Annotated in this window: 19 protein-coding genes; 4 read left to right on the top strand and 15 right to left on the bottom strand. The window is 44.3% G+C overall.

Annotation, left to right across the window (positions count from 1 at the left end):
* Positions 1–18: 18 nt before the first annotated feature.
* Positions 19–633: a DUF3267 domain-containing protein gene (locus CEF21_RS10475; protein ID WP_123916103.1), complete on the bottom strand. Its 615-nt coding sequence runs from the start codon at positions 631–633 to the stop codon at positions 19–21.
* Positions 634–783: 150 nt separating this feature from the next.
* On the opposite strand from CEF21_RS10475, the gene CEF21_RS10470 reads away from it, so the two are divergent.
* The 3 genes from CEF21_RS10470 to CEF21_RS10460 are packed head-to-tail and all read left to right on the top strand — an operon-like array spanning position 784 to position 3628.
* Entirely contained in the window at positions 784–1959 is a 1176-nt protein-coding gene (locus tag CEF21_RS10470) for a M20 family metallopeptidase (protein ID WP_241156815.1), read from the top strand.
* A complete protein-coding gene (locus tag CEF21_RS10465) occupies positions 1956–2153 on the top strand; it encodes a DUF3311 domain-containing protein (protein WP_123916099.1) in 198 nt (65 codons plus the stop codon). The genes CEF21_RS10470 and CEF21_RS10465 overlap by 4 nt, the downstream gene beginning before the upstream one ends.
* On the top strand, positions 2150–3628 hold the full coding sequence (locus tag CEF21_RS10460) for a sodium:solute symporter family protein (RefSeq protein WP_123916097.1): 1479 nt from the start codon (positions 2150–2152) through the stop codon (positions 3626–3628). The genes CEF21_RS10465 and CEF21_RS10460 overlap by 4 nt, the downstream gene beginning before the upstream one ends.
* A 241-nt stretch (positions 3629–3869) precedes the next feature.
* Here the strand turns inward: CEF21_RS10460 and ytvA are convergent, their stop codons facing one another.
* The 5 genes from ytvA to CEF21_RS10440 form a co-directional block, all read right to left on the bottom strand.
* Positions 3870–4697, bottom strand: a complete 828-nt coding sequence (ytvA, locus tag CEF21_RS10455; protein ID WP_164462155.1) for a YtvA family blue-light photoreceptor — start codon at positions 4695–4697, stop codon at positions 3870–3872.
* A 295-nt stretch (positions 4698–4992) separates the two neighbouring features.
* Positions 4993–5784, bottom strand: coding sequence for a DUF4240 domain-containing protein (locus CEF21_RS10450; RefSeq protein ID WP_123916093.1), 792 nt, complete (start codon positions 5782–5784; stop codon positions 4993–4995).
* 463 nt (positions 5785–6247) lie between these two features.
* Positions 6248–6412 carry a hypothetical protein gene (locus CEF21_RS21270; RefSeq protein ID WP_164462154.1) on the bottom strand — a complete coding sequence of 55 codons (165 nt, stop codon included), beginning with the start codon at positions 6410–6412 and terminating at the stop codon, positions 6248–6250.
* Positions 6413–6852: 440 nt separating this feature from the next.
* A complete protein-coding gene (locus CEF21_RS10445) occupies positions 6853–7593 on the bottom strand; it encodes a S1C family serine protease (protein WP_241156814.1) in 741 nt (246 codons plus the stop codon).
* Positions 7594–7610: 17 nt separating this feature from the next.
* On the bottom strand, positions 7611–9194 hold the full coding sequence (locus CEF21_RS10440) for a hypothetical protein (RefSeq protein WP_123916091.1): 1584 nt from the start codon (positions 9192–9194) through the stop codon (positions 7611–7613).
* Positions 9195–9391: 197 nt separating this feature from the next.
* Here CEF21_RS10440 and CEF21_RS10435 point away from each other — a divergent pair, with 197 nt between their 5' ends.
* Positions 9392–9880, top strand: a complete 489-nt coding sequence (locus CEF21_RS10435) for a DUF4871 domain-containing protein (protein WP_123916089.1) — start codon at positions 9392–9394, stop codon at positions 9878–9880.
* Between the two features lie 303 nt (positions 9881–10183).
* On the opposite strand, the gene CEF21_RS10430 is transcribed toward CEF21_RS10435, so the two are convergent.
* The 9 genes from CEF21_RS10430 to CEF21_RS10390 form a co-directional block, all read right to left on the bottom strand.
* Entirely contained in the window at positions 10184–10537 is a 354-nt protein-coding gene (locus tag CEF21_RS10430) for a DUF4260 domain-containing protein (protein ID WP_123920147.1), read from the bottom strand.
* Positions 10538–10841: 304 nt separating this feature from the next.
* The gene (locus CEF21_RS10425) at positions 10842–11423 is read right to left on the bottom strand and encodes a YdcF family protein (RefSeq protein WP_123916087.1); all 582 of its coding nucleotides are present in this window, start codon (positions 11421–11423) and stop codon (positions 10842–10844) included.
* 158 nt (positions 11424–11581) lie between these two features.
* Positions 11582–12751: a zinc-ribbon domain-containing protein gene (locus CEF21_RS10420; RefSeq protein ID WP_123920145.1), complete on the bottom strand. Its 1170-nt coding sequence runs from the start codon at positions 12749–12751 to the stop codon at positions 11582–11584.
* Between the two features lie 192 nt (positions 12752–12943).
* Entirely contained in the window at positions 12944–13171 is a 228-nt protein-coding gene (locus CEF21_RS10415) for a hypothetical protein (protein ID WP_123916085.1), read from the bottom strand.
* 69 nt (positions 13172–13240) lie between these two features.
* Positions 13241–14011 (bottom strand): SDR family NAD(P)-dependent oxidoreductase, encoded by a 771-nt coding sequence (locus CEF21_RS10410; protein ID WP_123916083.1) that lies wholly within the window; start codon positions 14009–14011, stop codon positions 13241–13243.
* A gap of 368 nt (positions 14012–14379) precedes the next feature.
* Positions 14380–15348: an LLM class oxidoreductase gene (locus CEF21_RS10405; protein ID WP_123916081.1), complete on the bottom strand. Its 969-nt coding sequence runs from the start codon at positions 15346–15348 to the stop codon at positions 14380–14382.
* A 14-nt stretch (positions 15349–15362) separates the two neighbouring features.
* The gene (locus tag CEF21_RS10400) at positions 15363–16571 is read right to left on the bottom strand and encodes an MFS transporter (RefSeq protein WP_123916079.1); all 1209 of its coding nucleotides are present in this window, start codon (positions 16569–16571) and stop codon (positions 15363–15365) included.
* 384 nt (positions 16572–16955) lie between these two features.
* Positions 16956–17531, bottom strand: coding sequence for a hypothetical protein (locus CEF21_RS10395; RefSeq protein WP_123916077.1), 576 nt, complete (start codon positions 17529–17531; stop codon positions 16956–16958).
* A complete protein-coding gene (locus CEF21_RS10390; RefSeq protein WP_123916075.1) occupies positions 17528–18133 on the bottom strand; it encodes a VOC family protein in 606 nt (201 codons plus the stop codon). Before CEF21_RS10390 ends, CEF21_RS10395 begins: the two co-directional genes overlap by 4 nt.
* Between the last annotated feature and the right edge of the window lie 75 nt (positions 18134–18208).

Here is an 18208-nt window from a genome sequence, read left to right as displayed (position 1 = left end):
CATTTGAAATATGTTCCTCTACGGATGCTGTTCGAATTTCCAAAAGCTTCGGTGTCCGGATGAGCGAATGATGGTGCCTGAAGGGACGAACAGCACCAAAAACAGCATGAGCAAATCGGTACATGATCCCGCTGCATTGATTAAAATCAGCAGTTTCAGGTCTGTATTTAGCTTTCCAAAGCATCCAGCCATTACCGGGAGAATGACAGACAGGAGGAAATAAGGAGATATGAGCAGAAAATATAATCTCCTTTTCGGGATTTTCTCCTCTGAATAAACAAAAGCTCCTAAAGCATGCAGCCCCGCCCACGTTAGAGATGATCTCCAGAAGTGCGGAACCATCAAGAGATGCAGGAGTTGATGCACAGTCATCAATAGCACTAGGCCGCCTATGAAGGAGAAGGAAATGGAGACGGACAGCCCGCCTTCTTTTACGCCGATTTCTTCCAGCGATAAGGGGGCAAACAGCTGAATGATCAAAAAAGAAAGCAGAGTTGAAATGATTAGAAAAGGGACGGAACAAAGCAGGACCCCTCCAATTGATAACGGCTCCTTCAGCGGCTGCCAGCCGCCGGCAGCAAGTTTTTCGTGAATTTTCTCATCTGCTTTTGGAAGCCCGATTCTCCATTTCAAAGGCTACCCTCCTCATTTTCCATTATATTCAATTGTACCATCATCTCCTGATCCGTTCCCCGCTCTTTAAAATTTTCAATTATTATTACTTTCTAAATCGACTGAATTTTACTATAATGGCACGTATACCTAAAAGAATGGAGGATGTTTATGAACGTACAGACAGAAGACCGCGAAAAAATAATCCATTGGAGACGGCATCTTCACATGCATCCTGAGCTTTCTTTTCAGGAAACGGCAACATCGCAATTTGTTTTTGAAGAGCTCCAAAAGATCGGAACGTTTGAATTATCGAGACCTACCCCTACATCGGTTTTGGCGAAGCTTTCAGGGAATGCACCAGGAAAAGTGCTCGCAATCAGAGCGGATATGGATGCACTCCCTATTGATGAAGAAAACAAATTCGAATTCGCCTCCAAAACACCAGGGGTTATGCATGCATGCGGCCATGACGGACATACGGCCATGCTTTTAGGAGCGGCAAAATTACTCTATGAAAAAAGAGATCAACTCGCTGGCGAGGTTCGGTTCATCTTTCAGCATGCAGAAGAACATCCTCCCGGCGGAGCGGAAGAACTCATTGAAGCGGGTGTTATGGATGGGGTTGATTTTGTCATTGGAACCCATCTATGGTCACCTCTTGAAACAGGTAAAATCGGGATTGTATACGGACCGATGATGGCAGCCCCTGATACATTTAAAGTCCGGGTAATCGGGAAAGGCGGACATGCGGGTCTTCCCCACGAGACGGTAGACAGCATTGCCATTGCAGCCCAGATTATTTCCAGTCTTCAGCAAATTGTTTCCAGGGTAACCGACGCCTCCGAACAGCTTGTTTTATCGGTCACACAAATTTCCGGAGGCTCAGCGGATAACGTCATTCCAGGTTCCGTTGAATTTGGAGGAACCGTAAGAAGTTTTAATGAATCAATCAGAAGAGAAACTCCCGGACATATTGAACGGATTGTAAAGGGGATCACAGAAGCTCATCGGGCTGAATATGAGTTCGAGTACACTAATGGATACCGGCCGGTCATTAATGAGGAAAAGACAACAAAACAGCTGCATAATACAGCGGAGCGGCTATATGGAAAAGATGCGGTGGAAATCATGAAGCCGAGTATGGTAGGAGAAGATTTTTCTGCCTATCAGCAAAAAGCACCGGGCTGCTTTTTCTTTACCGGTGCCGGAAATAAAGGAAAGGGAATCACCTATCCTCACCACCACGCCAAATTTACAATTGACGAAGACTCCCTCGAAATCGGAGTTAATATGTTCGTCGAGGCTGCGGTCAGCATGCTTTCCGGAAAGGATGTGGAGCAATGAAAGCCATCTATCTGCTTGCCCTCCTTCCGGTCATCGGATTTTTTGGAGGCCTGTCCTTTGCCAATCGGGTAGAGCCTTACGTGGCCGGCATGCCTTTTCTATTTTTCTGGATCATTCTCTGGGTCGGATTGACTTCTGTCATTATGGCTGTCATTTATCGTCTTGATCCCGCTAATAAGGAGGAGATGGAATGATTGTATCGCTGCTGATCTTAGGTGCGTTTCTATTCTTTTCTTTATTTTTAGGAATCCGCGCAAAACGCGGGAAAGATATGGATTTGGAGCAATGGACTGTTGGAGGACGAGGCTTTGGAACCCTGTTTGTCTTTTTGCTGATGGCAGGTGAGATCTATACAACCTTTACCTTTTTGGGAGGAAGCGGATGGGCCTACGGGAAGGGCGGTCCAGCCTTGTACATTCTTGTTTACGGGACGCTTGCCTATGTCCTGTCCTATTGGCTCCTCCCCCCGGTCTGGACTTACGCAAAGAGGAAAAACCTGATGTCTCAGTCCGATTTTTTTGTCAGCAAGTACAAAAGTCCGGCATTGGGGATTTTTGTTTCCCTAGTCGGGATTGTTGCGTTAATTCCATACCTTGTGCTTCAGCTGAAAGGACTTGGCATCATTGTTTCAGAAGCTTCATACGGCGCCATTTCACCGGCAGTATCTGTATGGATCGGTTTGATAACAGTGACCGCCTACGTCATGCTCTCCGGTATTCACGGCTCCGCCTGGACAGCTGTCGTAAAAGATATTCTTATCTTAGGGATTGTCGTATTTCTCGGCATATATCTTCCCATCCATTACTACGGGGGATTTCAGCCGATGTTCGCTTCCATTGAAGCAGCCAAGCCCGGATTTCTGACCCTTCCAGATTCCGGGATGAGTATCAGCTGGTTTATTTCGACCATTGTGCTGACTGTATTTGGCTATTACATGTGGCCGCATACATTTGCCTCGTCCTATACAGCCCAGAATGCCAAAGTCTTTAAAAAGAACGCGATTTTTATGCCTCTCTACTCTGTTGTATTGATATTCGTCCTTTTTGTTGGATTTGCAGCTATTCTAAAAGTACCCGGTCTGAAAGGGGCAGATGCCGATCTCTCGTTATTCAGGCTTTCCGTTCAAGCATTCGATCCGTGGATGATCGGCTTAATCGGAGCCGCAGGATTGCTGACGGCGCTCGTTCCCGGTTCCATGATGCTTATGGCAGCTGCTACGCTGTTCGCCAAAAATGTATACAAGGCCGCCGTTCCTTCTGCTTCTGATCAGCAAGTGGCAAAACTGGCAAAATACCTGGTTCCGGTTATTGCCTTAATAGCAGCTTTCTTCACATTTAACGGAGGAAATACCATTGTTACTCTCTTATTGATGGGATATAGCCTTGTCACTCAGCTGTTTCCAGCCCTGCTTTTCAGTCTTTTCCCTAAACGGTTTGTAACCAAGGAAGGGGCATTTGCCGGTATTGCTGCCGGAGTTTTAGTCGTGGCATATACGACTATCGCGGGAACAACAGCTGCCGATTTGTTTCCTTCCTTTCCACAGGCGGTAAAGGACTTGAATATCGGCATCATCGCATTATTTTTCAACGTTGTTTTAATGATGGGGGTTAGCTTTTTTACTCAGCCGAAAGCATCACAAGCGAATCTGAACAAAGAACAGTCCGCTTAAAACGATGCGGCCGAATCTGCATAGGAAAAGAAGCGGTCTGCAGAGTCCTGAAGTGAATAAATAATGGAAGCCAAAACCCCCTGAACGCTTGTATATGAGCATCCAGGGGGTTTTTTTGAAGCAAGCATCTTGATGCAGGCTGACTGAACCTTGAATCAGCCAAAACAAGCGAAAGTCAAAATGGCGGGAAGCTTTTTAATCAGACAAACCGGACAGCCTGTTTTGCGAGCGAATACATGCTTTACACCGGCCACCGGTTCGAAAAATCTCCATGATTCCCTTCTTCTTTTTTTAAATGATCTAATGCATGCTTCACTGAAGGAAACACTTTAATGGCGTTCAGTTCCTCATAATCCTCCAGAGCCCCAACGGACATTCTCGGATAAATGCCCGTCAGCATGAGTTCCGTCCCAAGCAGTTTCAGCCATCCATTTAAGTTCACCATATAATTGGCGAGCGCCTGATCGAGTACAGAAAGGCCTGATATATCAATAATTAAAAACCGGTCTCTTGTTTTTTCTTTATGTTCCATTATATTTCTCATTAAGATTGTCAGTCTCTCACTTGGAAAAGAACCGATAAGCGGAAGAACCGATACTTGATTTTCAATGGAAATGATAGGAGTAGACCTTTTATCTGCTTCCATTTTCGCCTGTTCCATTAAAGACTGATAATGCTTCTCCATCGTAACGTCCTTTTGAACTCCGATGAAATAGTAGCGGTTTTCTTCTTCAACATAAAAGGGGTCAATATTCAGCTGATTATAAAATGGGGTTCCATCTTTTCGATAATTAAGCAATGTGACGGAGACGGATTTCTTATCCCGGACGGCAGCTCTTATTTTATCAACTTCCTTCTGATCGGTCCTCTCCCCCTGCAAAAACCGGCAATTCTTTCCGAGTACTTCTTCCTCGGTGTACCCTGTTACCTCGGTAAACCCCCGCGACATGTATACGATTGGATTTTCTTTTTTAGCCGGATCCGTAATAATAATTCCAGTCTGAGAAGAATCGAGCGCTCTAAGAAACAAGGCAAACTGGGGATGAGGTAATTCTTTGTTTAACAGCATGATCATTTCTCCCCTTTTCCTGTTAGCTTAATCTTCCAATTTCTAACTTTTCCTTTATTCACTATATCAACCTCTATACAAAAGAACAATTTTAGATGTGCCGTTCAAACGCACTCCCGCTTGATCTGCTTTGTCTGGATTTCATTTCCAGCCTGCAGGCTAGGTGAAAGCGACTGCATGGAATGACTCATTGATCTGCTCCCGCTTTCATGGCTGCAAACGAAAACAGGGAAACGCTGAAATTGCGCCTCCCTGTTTTTTGTAATTGAGACTTTTCAGACAGTCCCTTCTCTGTTTAACACTCCAGCGGATTTTCTCCGAACCGTTCCCATAGTTTAGGGAAGCGGTTTTTGAAGCCTTCTTCATCCTCTTCGTCCCAGTCCAGCTCGATATCGGCCTCCACGTAAGATTCTATGACCATTTGATCATAGAATTCGTAGTAGCTGGAATCGTTCAAACCGGTTTTTTCTTCGTAGGCAAGGGCACCAATATACGTTAAGTCTTCGAATTGCGGAATGGCATTTTTTGCTTCCAGTTCCATTAATGGAGGAATCATCGTTTCAGGATTCTGGATAGCAGCTTCATATGTCTTCTTCCCTTGAAAGAGCAGCCATGCTCTAAAATAATCGAAACAGTCATCCGAGCATCCTCCCATGATCACATACGCTGCAGCCCATAAATTGGATGTGTAAGAACGGATAAAATATAAAGAAAAAAGTTCATCAAACTTGACGATATCCTGAATGGTTTGTCCGGCTAAATGTTCAACCATCCACTCGAGCTGCTCCTCCTGCTCGCTGCTGTACCTTTTAGCCTGTTCGAAGATGGACCAGAATGCTTCTTCAGTCATTTCACTTTTTTTCATAATCTGCATCTTTGATGTTCCCGGCCGGTATCCTTTTTTCAGCTTTGATTGAATGAGTTTCTCTGCTTCCTTGAGACAGACGGCCGCACTCTCGAACTGTTTGGATCGGACCGTTCCAGTCGTGCCTGCTTTACCGAACGTAACAATGTATACTCTTCCTGTGACGCTGATCTTCCAAAATTTATTTAATGAACCTTCCTGAACATATAATAATATTTCCACACTATTCTCCTCGCGGCTAGTTAGTCTGATAACCTGTATCTATTTTCTATTATTTTATGGGACTGCGCAACTTGTCATGACGAATTGCCGCCTTTTAATACACACACAAAAAATTAACAGTTACCCTGCTACCCTGAAATGCTGCAGCTTATGGGCGAGCTATAGCAGTTTCTCTCTTTTTTTCCCGTGACTTGTATGGTTAAAACACAAAAGAAAACGAGGCTGTTCAGTAAGGACGTAGGTTAACGCTCTTCCCCCTCTTACATTTCGTTTGTTTAAGCTGATTTCCTCCTCATCGGCTTTTCTTGCGCAACTGAGGTCCTTACCTGGTCACTGCCTCAGTCAAGCACCTTCCGCTCCCATCAGCCTAACCCACTCCTGTATATTGAATTATTTTAACAAAGAAAACCCCCGGGCTGACCGGGGGTTTTCCATTTCATTGCTTTCTTTTCAGACAGCCCCTTTAGGGCCGTTTATTGTGTTTATCATTCTCCGCATTGTCATGCGGCTCCATTTTGGCATTTTTGACTGATTTCACGATGACAACGCCAATCATGACAAATATTCCAGCTAGAACAAGAATCAATCCTGCCACTAAAGACGTAAACAGCCAATTCCCAGATCCCATGATAAAACTCCTTCTGCACATATTATAGTTGCCATTATACCCTTATCCTTGAATCGCTACAATGAAGAGCCTCTCTCCCATGTGACAGAATGATGAAATGATGGGGAATTTACAGGGGGATGCCATTTTCTCTATCATGGCTCAGCACTTCAGCTTTTCGGAAAAAGGAAATGTACAGCATTAAAATCGGCACGTCCTTTTTCCACTTCGTTCATGCTGGCTGATTTCCGCTCCAGGTTGACTGGCTCAGCGGGGCTCCTAAAAGCTTAAGCGCCTGCTCGGTCTCACCTGTCCTGTAGAAATCAATCTCCTTTTTGCTTCCATCAGCCTAAACCATGTCTATAGAAAGAACAATTTTCATAAAGAAGACCCCCGGTTTACCAGAGGCCTTCTGTTTTATTCTTTTCTCGAATGAGGACCTTATTTTAAGCTGTTCCTTCTTATTCAGCCTGGCTCGCCCATGAATCAATTTCATCCAGTACAGCAAGGATTGGAATGCTAAACCCAATGGTTCCTTGATCCGTTGCTGCTGAATTGATGCCGATGACTTTTCCCGTCTTTTTGTTGAGCAGCGGCCCTCCGCTATTTCCGGGAGCAATCGGGGCAGATATTTGATACGCATCCTTATAATAGGTCTGTTCAATGTCTACTTCCCGGTCCACTCCGCTGATGATGCCATCTGTTACCGTGTTTTGAAGACCAAGCGGGCTGCCGAGGGCAAGAACTTCATCTCCGATTGAAGCTTTTTGCTTTCGGTCTACAGGAAGAGGCTCATCCCCTTCCAGATCTTTTACCCGGACAAGAGCGATATCCCGTGTTTCGTTCACCCCGATCACGACACCGCTCATCTCCCGCGAGTCCTTTGTTAAAACCATAACATCCTTTGCATCTGCTACGACATGGGCATTTGTCACAACGTCCCCTTTATCGTTGTATAAAAATCCTGAACCGAGTGAACCATCATCAAGCTGAATTGTCACTACATGTTTCTGTGAATCATCGATTATCTTTTTTACCGCTTCTGCGCTGTCAGTTTCCGCAGCCTTAGCAGAATCAACCTCTATTATTTGGGAAGAAAGCTTCAGTTCCTTCGGTATGGAATTAAGAATAAAGAAAATGCCTGCTATTCCCGCAGCCCAAATGACTAGTGTAATACTCCCGCTTGCAATCCACTTCTTCAACTCGTTCACCCGCTCTTCTATTTTCTATACGCCACCTGATCAATGACAACTTTTATATCTTTTCCATATTCCTTATCAAGGAAAAAGAAAAATTCTGCTTCCTGTCCGCTTTTAATAGCCATTTCTTTGGATGGAACGTCCTCGTTATACAAAAACTTCCCATTTTTATCATAAATCTTTAAATAAAATGTTGGATTGTTCAACGTTGATTTAGTCAGACTCTTCACTTTTCCCGTAACAACATAGTTGAACTGATCTTCTTCAAAAATCACTTTCCCCAGCTGCAGGGGCGGTTTTTTTGAACGCATCGTTTTCGAGTTGATGACAGCCCAGTGTTTCTCTAAAAATACAGGAAGAGAGCCTGAATAGGAGGCTTTCGCATCCTCCAGTTCGCTCAGACGGCTCGTAAGCTCCACATTTTCGTAATTTGTATAGCGGAGACCTGATCTTAGGGCGCTGATGGCCTCGTCAAAGTTGTTCTTTTTCATATATTCATCTGAAGTCTTCTGGGAGATCGTGACGATTTTTTTTATGAGCTGTCCTTTTACTTCCTCAGCTTTTGCGGTTTTTAACGTGTAGATTTTTTTCAGCTGCTCGCCAATTTCCTCCACAGAATCCATTTCGGCTGATTCGGTTTTCACCATTTCAATGACTAAATCTGTTTCCTGATCGGATGTACGTGATTCAAGCGGATCAAAAATGGGGCTTTTTCTCGTCTGAATATCATTGCGTACATTATTTAATGCATCTTTCGCTTCCCCGAAATCCTTGCCTTTAATTTTTTGGTCAACCGAAGCAAGCGTCTTTTCTACTTTTCTGGCGGATTCAACTTCTCTTTTTACGCGTTGAATCACTGAATTTTCCGGTCTCAGTTTTGAGGCTTCTGATAATTTTTTCAATGCCTGATCATAGTTTCCGTCTAATGCATACTCTTCGCCTTCATAATGGAGGGATTCTGCTTTTTGGTTTGCATTCTTTTCATTTGTATGAATAGCAAAAGCAGTCCCGGAGAAAAGCAGGAGGCTTGCGGCGGGTATGCCAAATGCTAAAAGCAGCTCTTTTTTTGATAATGGACTTTTTTTAGAAGGCGCATCCTGCAGCGGCTCTCTATGTATTTCTGCACCCGCAGCCGATTCTGTATGGAAGCCGGCTTCCGGCCCGCGGTCTGAACCTGTTTTCGAATACGGATCATATGGCGGCTCCTCAGGATAAGCGCTGTGTCCTCCGGACTCGGCTGAAAGATCCGTCTCATTTCCGGACTTTCCGATATAGGAAGACTCTTGAATTCCCTGCTCATCCGGGTTTATTACACTTTCTTGAGGATGAGGGTCTCCACTTTGTTTATCCTTCGCGTTCTGCCATTCATCTTCCCTTTTTGCCGGACCGTGCTTCCCGTTACTTTCACTTTCAATGCTGTCCCGCACGTCTGGATTTTCTGCCGGATGAACAGGATCGACTTCATGGGGATGAAGGCCGTGATCGGTCATCTCACCCTGAAAATGCTGTCCTGCCTCTTCCGTATCTTTTATGACTTTTGTCCCGCACATTGGGCAAAAATCTTCCATGCCCTCCAATTGGTTTCCGCATTCCCTACAAAACAAGCAAATGACCTCCTTTATCAACTGTTGATGATGGTGATTTAATTGAAAATATTAACATTAATCTTTAACCATTTTCCTACATAATGAAACATAAAAGATGAATTTGTGCCATCGGGGGTGATTTAACCTTTGTATGCTGTAACATTATTCTGGAAAAAACGTCCATTTTAATAAGGTGGATAAAAAGGAGGAGGAACATGAAAAAGCGAAAAATCGGGGCTGTTATTTTATTTTTATTCCTTATTTCAGGCTGTACACCGGAAAGCCCAGTTTCTGAGTCTAATGAAAAAAGCTGGAGGCTCTCATCGCAATTTCAAACATCATCCGGCCAGACAATGACCGGCGAACAAAACAAGATCGGTCTTCTCGGACCAGAATTTGAAGCAGGGAAGGTCAACAAGTGGATGTGGCATTTTTGGGGAAAAGAAAGCATGCTGACAAATGATGTCTTAAAAATAAAGGCTGTTCATAAAACATCAGGAAAAGAGGAAAGAGTATTGGTTATGAATGGGGGAACTCCGCAGCAAAGCCAAGTATGGAGCGTTGGAAAACTCAGTTTTTCTCCATTAAACGGCGCAGATGCGTCCCTGCCGTCGAATCTTCTGCTGCCCTCAAAAGGGGTCTGGAAATTAACCGCCTCTGTCGGTTCCAGGCAGCTCGGCCATATTGTCGTGGACGTCAAATAGAAGCCGAAAGAGGCTGTGGAGAGAAGCTTCATTTTAGTTCCAACCAGCCCGGTCCGTTGGTCAGAACGAACCGATTTTCACAAAAAAAATCACCGCTGCCTTTAACGGGATCTGTTTTGAAGTACAAACTTTTCATAAACAAAATGGTATCGTTCTATGCAGCAGAAAAAATCCGCATTAAAAATGGTCAGTGGCTGATAGGCCTCTGACCATTTTTTTATGGGGATTCAATTAAAGCCCCCCCCCGAGTGCGGAAGGATCTCTTAATTTTTTTCATGATTGAAAACCCTGATTGTCATGCAATCAAACAATTTTCTGCAGATGTGTGTTTTTAAAAGAATCGTTATACTTTAGTCCGTAGCCTAAAGCTCGGTCCATATAAATATGAGAAATCCATATAATGACAATCATCATTAAGCTGGATGCACCTGTTAAATACGCTATTGTAACTAGAATGAATGGAATAATTAAACTATGCCCAAGATTATAAAAAATAGATCCTATCTTAGTATTAATAAGATAACCTAACATGGTTAGATCAGGGACGAAAAGCAGTAAAATAAATAGTAGGATGGAATAATCCAGCTGTATGTAAAATAAAAGACAGACAATAAATCCGATTGCGTACTCGAAATATATATATTTACGAAGGGACATAACCGTTACTTCCTCCAATTTTTTATCCATTTCATCTGCTAAAATTCTAAATTCTCTTAATTCTCACTATTACCTTTCTTCCATTTGAAGAACAGAAAGTTCTGTCCTCTATATTTCAGGCTGCATTTTGCATTGCAAATTATGAAGATTTATCGGCAAAAAACGCGTGCAAATCAAGAAAAAAAGAGTTACAAAATCAATACGATTTGGCACTCTTTTTGATGTGTAGTTTTTGTACCCTAAAACCGAACCCGTTACGCTGCCGGAGGTCTTTTTGTCTTTTTTCTAAGTCAAGCTCTCCTCTTCAACGTTTGCTTTGAATAAAGAAATTAGTAAGGGCCAGGTATTCCCTTGTATAGGACTTAAAGACAATAATAGGAGGAGTCTTTGCCGCTAATCCAGACACATTCAGTCCGTGTTCTGAGGCAATCATAACCGATCTGTACAGGTGAAAATCGTTCGTCACAATCACTCCTGTGCGGGCATTCTCAGGAATGAGGGCTTTGGAGTTTTCTATGTTTTCAACTGTACTCGTGGATCGGTCTTCCAAGATGATTCTCGAAGCCGCAATTCCGTGTTTCATTAATCCCTCTTTCATGGCATCTGCTTCCGTGCGGTTTTCACCCGGCCCCCTGCCTCCTGAAACAATGGCGGTCGTTTTAGGATGATTTGCCATATAGTCAGCTGCTGCATCAATTCTGTATTTCAATGCCAATGATGGAACATCTCCATTTACTTTCGCCCCTAGAACAATCAGGTAATCTGCATTCGATACCGGTTTTGCTTGCGCATACTGCTGAATTTTCACGTGTAAGTAAATCAAATAAATAAAACCGGCAGCAAACAGGCACAAAGCTGCCCAAATCGGCCATTTCACTTTTTTCATTTTCTTCCCCTTTAGTGCAGTGTAAGATTAATAAATTTTCGACCAATGTCAATCATATCCATTATATACCCTCCTGATTGTACCGTATATAACGGATTCACAGTAAAAAAAGACCGGCCAGAACCGGTCTTTTCACCCTAATGCAGCGTTCAAATGTCTCACAGGAAAGAAAAAAGAAGAACGGAAATAAGCAGATAGCCAATCATCACGCCAAAGGTGATGAATACCCCAACCGGACCGGTTCCGCCCTTCATCGCAAGCATTTGCCGTTTTTCTTCAGCCGAACCCTGATAGGATTGTACTTTCGATATTTTTTCCTTTGCATGACTCAGATAAATCCGGTTTCCTAAAAATCCTATCGCCGTCAAAAATAGAGGGACCGCTAGTATAGTCAGCCAATACGCTCCGGTTGCCGCTATAAGCAAACCGGCAAGAATGTAAGTACCGGCAGTTATGATCATCGGGGCAATCATTTTGCGGTGCCCCATCCAGAATATGGTCAGAAAAAACGCTGCCCAGTTCATACTGTAAGGCTTTCTCCAGCTGGCCAAATAGTATTCGCTGTTTTCACCTGCAAAAACGGAGAGCAGCTCCTCAAGGGCAGGGCTAAAATTAGCTGGATTTTGCGATGGATGCTCTGAAGGGGCAGGTGAATGAGTTTCCGGCTGATGATCCGCCTGCAGAGCCGCCGCGCCTCCGGTATGGACCGGCCGAATTACTGGCTGCGATGCTGCCTGAACTGAATGATCATTGGAATGGTCCGGCTGTTCAGGACTCTTGGTTAATGAAATAGGATGCACACTTGCCTGTTTCCTTTGATCATCAAGAGAAGGAGTCCTCTTCCCCATGTTTGAGAGGGCCTCGCTTTTCATGGAAGGAGTTTCGCTCTCTTTTGAACGCTTCTCTGGTTGACTCACCGGCTGTCCGGCTGGATGCTCCCTGCGGACCTCATCCTGTTTTGGCTTTTCGAGTTCAGTGAAAAGTCCTGCATAGGCCATTTCAGGAGATTCAGGGTCTCTGCTTCCTGTTTTTTCTCTTCCACCCGCTTCATGTTCAGCTGCGGATTTTGCAGATGGAGGGTCTACATTCAATGGACCTTTTTCCTGAGTAGGGGGAGACGCTGGAACAGATGCGAATTCAAAGCCTGTATCCCCTGATTCCTTTGCTATTTTCTCATCATGCCCCCTCAGCGGCGGCTCCTCGACAGCCGCTGCCTGTTCCACCCGGGCTGGTTCATACGGTTTAATATCCCGGCTGATTGCATTTCCGCATCTTGCGCAAAATTTGTCTTCTGCTCTAAGCTTCATTCCGCATTTCGTACAAAACATTGAAAACCCTCCCTATAATAAAAATTTTATGTACCAAAAGACTGATGCATCTGCCTGAACATATTTCACATACCCTTTCCAAAAATTCCAAAAACCTGTATTTTCCATAAAGATTTTTTCAGGTTCAGCAAGCATGAGGCTAAAGGATAAGACACCACAAAAAAAACCCCCTGCTCCGGGAGTTTAATACTCCTAGGCAGGGGGATCATAATGTACTTCAATGCGGTAGCCAATACTGTTAAGTACTCGTTTAAAAGCTTTCTGGGCCGCTTCGAGTTTGACTGGGTCATGTCCATTCTCTTCTATTAGGGCGCGATAATCATGCTTCAATGCCTGCAGCTGGTAAGGGTGAAGCTGCTGCGGGACAAAATTATTTTCGTCAATGGTTATACGAATATCTCTAGCAGAAATTCCTGGCATCCTAGCCCCTCCTGATACAGTATGTTATAGGACGTTATTCCCTGCCGAGAAGACTTTAAAACTTTAGCTTTAGAATCCGTTAATGGTCATCCCGCCATCGATAAATAGGGTTTGACCTGTTACATAATTGGCTGCCTCTGAAGCCAGGAAGACGGCGGGTCCTACAAGCTCCGGAAGCTGTCCGATCCGCTTAAGCGGGGTGACCGATAAAAGCTGATCGACATAGTCCTTGTCCTGCAGCAGCTTTTCTGTCAGAGGTGTTTCAAAGTACCATGGTCCAAGGGCATTCACATGAATATTGTATTTTCCCCACTCGTAGGCAAGAATTTTAGTCATTTGAATAAGCGCTGCTTTCGTTGACCCGTAGACAACCCCTGTCCGAAGGGCGGTATGTCCTGCAACAGATGCGATATTAATGATTCTTCCTCCAGAGTCCTTCATGTATTTTCCTGCTTCTTGAGAGGCCATAAAGGCGGATTTTAAATTTGTATTAACAATCGTATCCCATTCAGAATCGGTGACATCCAAGGCTGGAGTCCGGATATTCATTCCTGCATTATTTACGAGAATATCAAGTTTTCCAGCGTGTTCCAGCACTTGATGGAACGCAGCAGAGAGATCTTCACGCTTTGTTACATCGGCCTGGATGGCATACGCTTTTCTCCCAAATTCCTTTTCGATTACATTTTTCACTTCATCCAAATCCGTTTTTGTTCTGGCAAGAAGGGCTACATCGGCTCCTGCCTCCGCGAAACCAATCGCAATGGCCCGGCCAATTCCTTTTCCTGCGCCTGTTACAACAGCGGTTTTTCCCTCTAAACTGAAAGATGGCAAAAACATTCTTTTTTCCCCCTTTATGTACATTGCTCTTTACTACTCTAAGCAAAAACCAGCCAGTTGTAAACTGAGCGGGCTCGCCAAATCGCTTTCGGTTTTCATTTGCAGAATGACTGCCGGACCGTGATTTTACAAACCCCGCAAACAGGAATGGACATAAAAAAACCCGGGAACGCTCCCGGGTTTGGCTTAGTCTCCGTTTCTTTTCTTAAAGCTGTTAACCTGGCTGTTGATTGCAGCCAGCAGGCGCTTTTCTTTCCTTGGGCTGGCGGCGAGACTCCTCGCCGCTTTGCGCCTGCGGATCTCTCCTGTCCCGCTGCTCTAAGCAGGAGACTCACGCCTTCCACTCCAATCAACAGGTGGTAAAAAGGTTAACGAGTAGTGGCATGGTTGGCAGGAAAATGAGGCAGAACCTCTTCTCCAAGCTCCTGAATGACTTCATCAGCCGGACGTTTTCCGTCAAACAATGCGAAAAACAGGTGATTCACCCCGATTTCTCTATACACTTCCAGCAATTCAATCAAAGTGTTCCGGCCCGCTCTAAATCCAAGCCTGATTGGAACAGGCATTTCATTTGGATCTTCAAAAAGGTCAAGATGCATCGGCTGGCTGAACGGTTTAAATACACCGGGATGGAATGCTTCTGAAAGCTTCCGCCATTGCCTGATGGATTCAGCCTGAAGATGCGGGGTGCGCGGATAATACATCCACCCGTCTCCATATTTCGCAAACCATTCCATATCCTGCTGACTGTAGCCTGTGATCATCGTCGGAATTTTCCTATCCGGTTTCGGCACTAGACTTGCGCCATGGATTGAACCCATGGATCCGGTAATGGCCGGAAAATCTTCATAAAGTACCTTATTCAAATAATGAAAGGCTTCGGAAAACCGTTCTCCTCTGGTGGCATGCGTGACACCAAGCGCCTCGAAATCTGCGCGCCGGTCCCCTGAGGAAACCCCAAGAATGAGTCTTTCCGGAAACAGCATCTCTATAGTAGCTGCTTCTTTTGCCACCCTTAATGGATGCCTGAGCGAAAGAACGGCAGCTGAGGTCCCCAGAGCGATTTCCTTTGTTTTACTTGCCAGGTAGGTCAAGTAAATCATCATGTCATAAATCTGCCCTGTGGCAGGATCTCCAAACTGGGGATCCTGCAGCAGAACATCTCTGAACCAAAGACTCGTAAAGCCGTACTCTTCCGCCTTTTGTGAAAGCTCCACCTGTTTTTCCATCGTTGGTGCTTCAAATCGGTAATTTTCAAGAGGGATATGCAGACCGAGAGTCAGCTCTCCCTCCTTATACATCCGATTATAAGAACGGTGTCCCTTGAACTGTGTCATCCGAGTATTCCTCCTTAAGCAGAACGGGTGTGTTTTTTCTCAATTGCTGAACTCCAGGCGGTCAGAAGCACAGCTCCGAACACCATCACACCGCCAATCCAAGGGGTATGAATCAAGCCGATCGAGTCCACAATCAATCCTCCGACAAACGCACCGATGGCAATCCCTACATTAAATGCTGCTATATTCAGGGCAGAAGCTACGTTTACAGCAGATGGAACATGGCGTTCAGCAAGCTGCACCACGTATACCTGAAGCCCCGGAACGTTCATAAAGGCAAGCAATCCCATTAAGAAGATGGTAATTAATCCTGCTACTTTAAATGGAGCCGTAAAAGTCAGTGCCACTAACACAATGGCTTGGACAACAAACATCCAGAATAACGCTTTAAGCGGGTTTTTGTTTGCCACTTTCCCCCCTACAGAGTTTCCGATGGCAACCGCTACTCCATAAACAAGCAAAAGGATGCTGACAGCACCTGAAGCAAACCCTGTGATGTCCTCGAGAATAGGAGCTAAATAAGTGAACGCTACAAATGTTCCCCCGTATCCCAATGCAGTGATGGCGAAGGAAAGCATAAGCGGACCGTTTCCAAGAATTTTAAAGTTGTCGCTGATTTTGGATGCAGGTGCTTTTTTCAAGTTGCCTGGTACCAAAATGGCGCTCGCAATGATGGCGATAATTCCCAATGCAGCTACCGCCCAGAATGTTGCTCTCCAGCCGAAAGCCTGGCCGATGAACGTGCCAAGTGGAACACCGGTCACCGTTGCGACTGTTAATCCTGTAAACATAAAGGCGATGGCGCTTGCCCGTTTGTTCTCAGGCACCAAGTCCGCCGCGATGGTAGACCCGATTGAGAAGAATACTCCATGAGAGAAGGCTGTAATAAAACGGGCAATTAAAAGCAAGGTAAAACTTCCAGACATGGCTGCAACGGAGTTACCTAAAATAAAGACAACCATAAGCAGCATAAGCAGCGTTTTTCTGCTCATTTTATTAGTAAGCGCGGTTAACACGGGCGCTCCGATTGCAACTCCCATGGCGTAACCGGAAATTAAAAGTCCGGCAAGTGTAATCGATATATTTAAATCATCGGCGAGTGATGAAAGCAAACCAACCGGTACAAATTCGGTCGTTCCAATTCCAAAAGCACTAATGGCCAAAGCAAGAAGGGCGAGTGATCCGCCTTTTTTCTCCTTTTGATTGATTGCAGTTGAGCTCATTCGAACTCCTCCTTTACATATAATCCACATGAATAATTGCGGCTGCAGAAATGCGGGCCCGGCATTCCTTTCACCTTCTGAAGTTATTATGACCCATACCATTTCTTAATAGAAGTACGCACTTCAAAGTGCTGTAGGTACTTATAAGTTCCTATAGGCTTCGTTCAAAACAGTACGGGGCAGCTGATAGTCATTATGGGTGATTTGAATCTCTTAGGAAAGTACGCACTTTTATGTACGATAGGTACCTGGAAGTGCCTGTTCATCCCATAAGCGCAGAGAGGCATATATAAGATGCCCCCCTAAAAGGAATGCCTGCCCTCCTCGGCAGAAAAGATTATAAGTGCATACAAAAAAGACCGGAATGATCCGGCCTATAACACATTATTCGTATAAAATGGTTTCGTCCCGGCCAAAAATTCCCCGATAAATCTTCGATCCTTTTTTGGATTCACCTATCGGTTCATCATTGACCATAATGGCTTCTACAAAAAATTGCTCATCAGAAAATTTTTGTCTGCTTGAAAATAACAAATGGGTTCCTGTCAGATGAACATCTTCTATATTTCTGTAAGGAGGAGAGGAGGCTGAAATAAAATATTTCCCGCTTTTCCTATTCTCCACCCCGGCAGTGATCCTGATTAATTTAAACTTATAAGGACCATCTTTCCCCTGATTTTTAATAGGACCGGTATCCCTTATCTTTATGATATATTTGTATGTTTTTGTATTGCTGCTAAAAAGTGATTCGATGGAAAAATCGACACTATTTACATTTCCGCTCATTACAGTCTCAGATTTCGTATAACGGACAAGCTTATTTTTCAGACTGGTTAATTCGGTTAAAGCAACCGTCGACTCAGGAGCTTTTGGTGCTTTGTTTCTCACTTCCTTCGATTGTGTTTCCTCGCACCCTGTCAGGAGAAAGAAAGCCGCTGCCAGGATGAGAAACTGTTTCATTTGACCGTTTCCTTTATAGAATCCACTAATAACACTTTATTCGGATCCGTGCAGCTTTTGAGTCCATTCATTTTGACCTGAAGCAATCTTGTTTCCTCCTTCACTTCGGCATGAACAGGAACCCTTTTTTCAAATACATACAATAAATCTTGTTCAAGACCTTCCTTTTTAACGGAAACTCTCATTTCTTCTATCGCTTCCATACCGGAACCGAGGACATCCTTGTTGGTTTGAAGCTCCAGACGGAAACCATATGGAGTCGAAATAAAGGTTCTCCGTTCATCTTCCTCTACCGTCCATCCAAGCTTACCAGCTTTTCCGCACACAAGATCGTGTTCCTCTTTTGAAACGATAAAACCAATATGATCGAATATTGGTTTTTTTCCATATCCAACTGTTACGTTGATGTTTCCTTTTTTCAATTCTATAATCCGAAACAGCGGCGGGTTTTCGCGGAAGTCATTCCAGGAAAGCGGCGGATTGAAGGACTGAAATGATCCGTTCAGCCTGCCGATCCGCTGATGAACAGTGAATCCGAGTTCCGTGTAAAACGTTTCTGTCTCTTCTAAATAAGGTGTCCAATAGTGGTAATGAAACAGCATCTTTATCTCCCGCTTTCAAATAGTGTACAGGATTATTTTACCATTAACTGGCCGGAATTTAGGAGGTCTCAGTTA

It is taken from the genome of Bacillus sp. FJAT-42376, assembly GCF_003816055.1.
Taxonomy (GTDB): Bacteria; Bacillota; Bacilli; order Bacillales; family Bacillaceae; genus Metabacillus_B.
Note: the sequence above shows the minus strand (reverse complement) of the source record. Positions and strands in the feature narration are given on the sequence as shown.

Excerpts from the sequence above, each read along its gene's own strand:
- CEF21_RS10470 (WP_241156815.1), top strand. The coding sequence starts at position 784 with ATGAACGTACAGACAGAAGACCGCGAAAAAATAATCCATTGGAGACGG.
- CEF21_RS10465 (WP_123916099.1), top strand. The coding sequence starts at position 1,956 with ATGAAAGCCATCTATCTGCTTGCCCTCCTTCCGGTCATCGGATTTTTT.
- CEF21_RS10460 (WP_123916097.1), top strand. The coding sequence starts at position 2,150 with ATGATTGTATCGCTGCTGATCTTAGGTGCGTTTCTATTCTTTTCTTTA.
- ytvA (WP_164462155.1), bottom strand. The coding sequence starts at position 4,697 with ATGCTGTTAAACAAAGAATTACCTCATCCCCAGTTTGCCTTGTTTCTT.
- CEF21_RS21270 (WP_164462154.1), bottom strand. The coding sequence starts at position 6,412 with ATGGGATCTGGGAATTGGCTGTTTACGTCTTTAGTGGCAGGATTGATT.
- CEF21_RS10435 (WP_123916089.1), top strand. The coding sequence starts at position 9,392 with ATGAAAAAGCGAAAAATCGGGGCTGTTATTTTATTTTTATTCCTTATT.
- CEF21_RS10430 (WP_123920147.1), bottom strand. The coding sequence starts at position 10,537 with ATGTCCCTTCGTAAATATATATATTTCGAGTACGCAATCGGATTTATT.
- CEF21_RS10425 (WP_123916087.1), bottom strand. The coding sequence starts at position 11,423 with ATGAAAAAAGTGAAATGGCCGATTTGGGCAGCTTTGTGCCTGTTTGCT.
- CEF21_RS10420 (WP_123920145.1), bottom strand. The coding sequence starts at position 12,751 with ATGTTTTGTACGAAATGCGGAATGAAGCTTAGAGCAGAAGACAAATTT.
- CEF21_RS10415 (WP_123916085.1), bottom strand. The coding sequence starts at position 13,171 with ATGCCAGGAATTTCTGCTAGAGATATTCGTATAACCATTGACGAAAAT.
- CEF21_RS10410 (WP_123916083.1), bottom strand. The coding sequence starts at position 14,011 with ATGTTTTTGCCATCTTTCAGTTTAGAGGGAAAAACCGCTGTTGTAACA.
- CEF21_RS10405 (WP_123916081.1), bottom strand. The coding sequence starts at position 15,348 with ATGACACAGTTCAAGGGACACCGTTCTTATAATCGGATGTATAAGGAG.
- CEF21_RS10400 (WP_123916079.1), bottom strand. The coding sequence starts at position 16,571 with ATGAGCTCAACTGCAATCAATCAAAAGGAGAAAAAAGGCGGATCACTC.
- CEF21_RS10395 (WP_123916077.1), bottom strand. The coding sequence starts at position 17,531 with ATGAAACAGTTTCTCATCCTGGCAGCGGCTTTCTTTCTCCTGACAGGG.
- CEF21_RS10390 (WP_123916075.1), bottom strand. The coding sequence starts at position 18,133 with ATGCTGTTTCATTACCACTATTGGACACCTTATTTAGAAGAGACAGAA.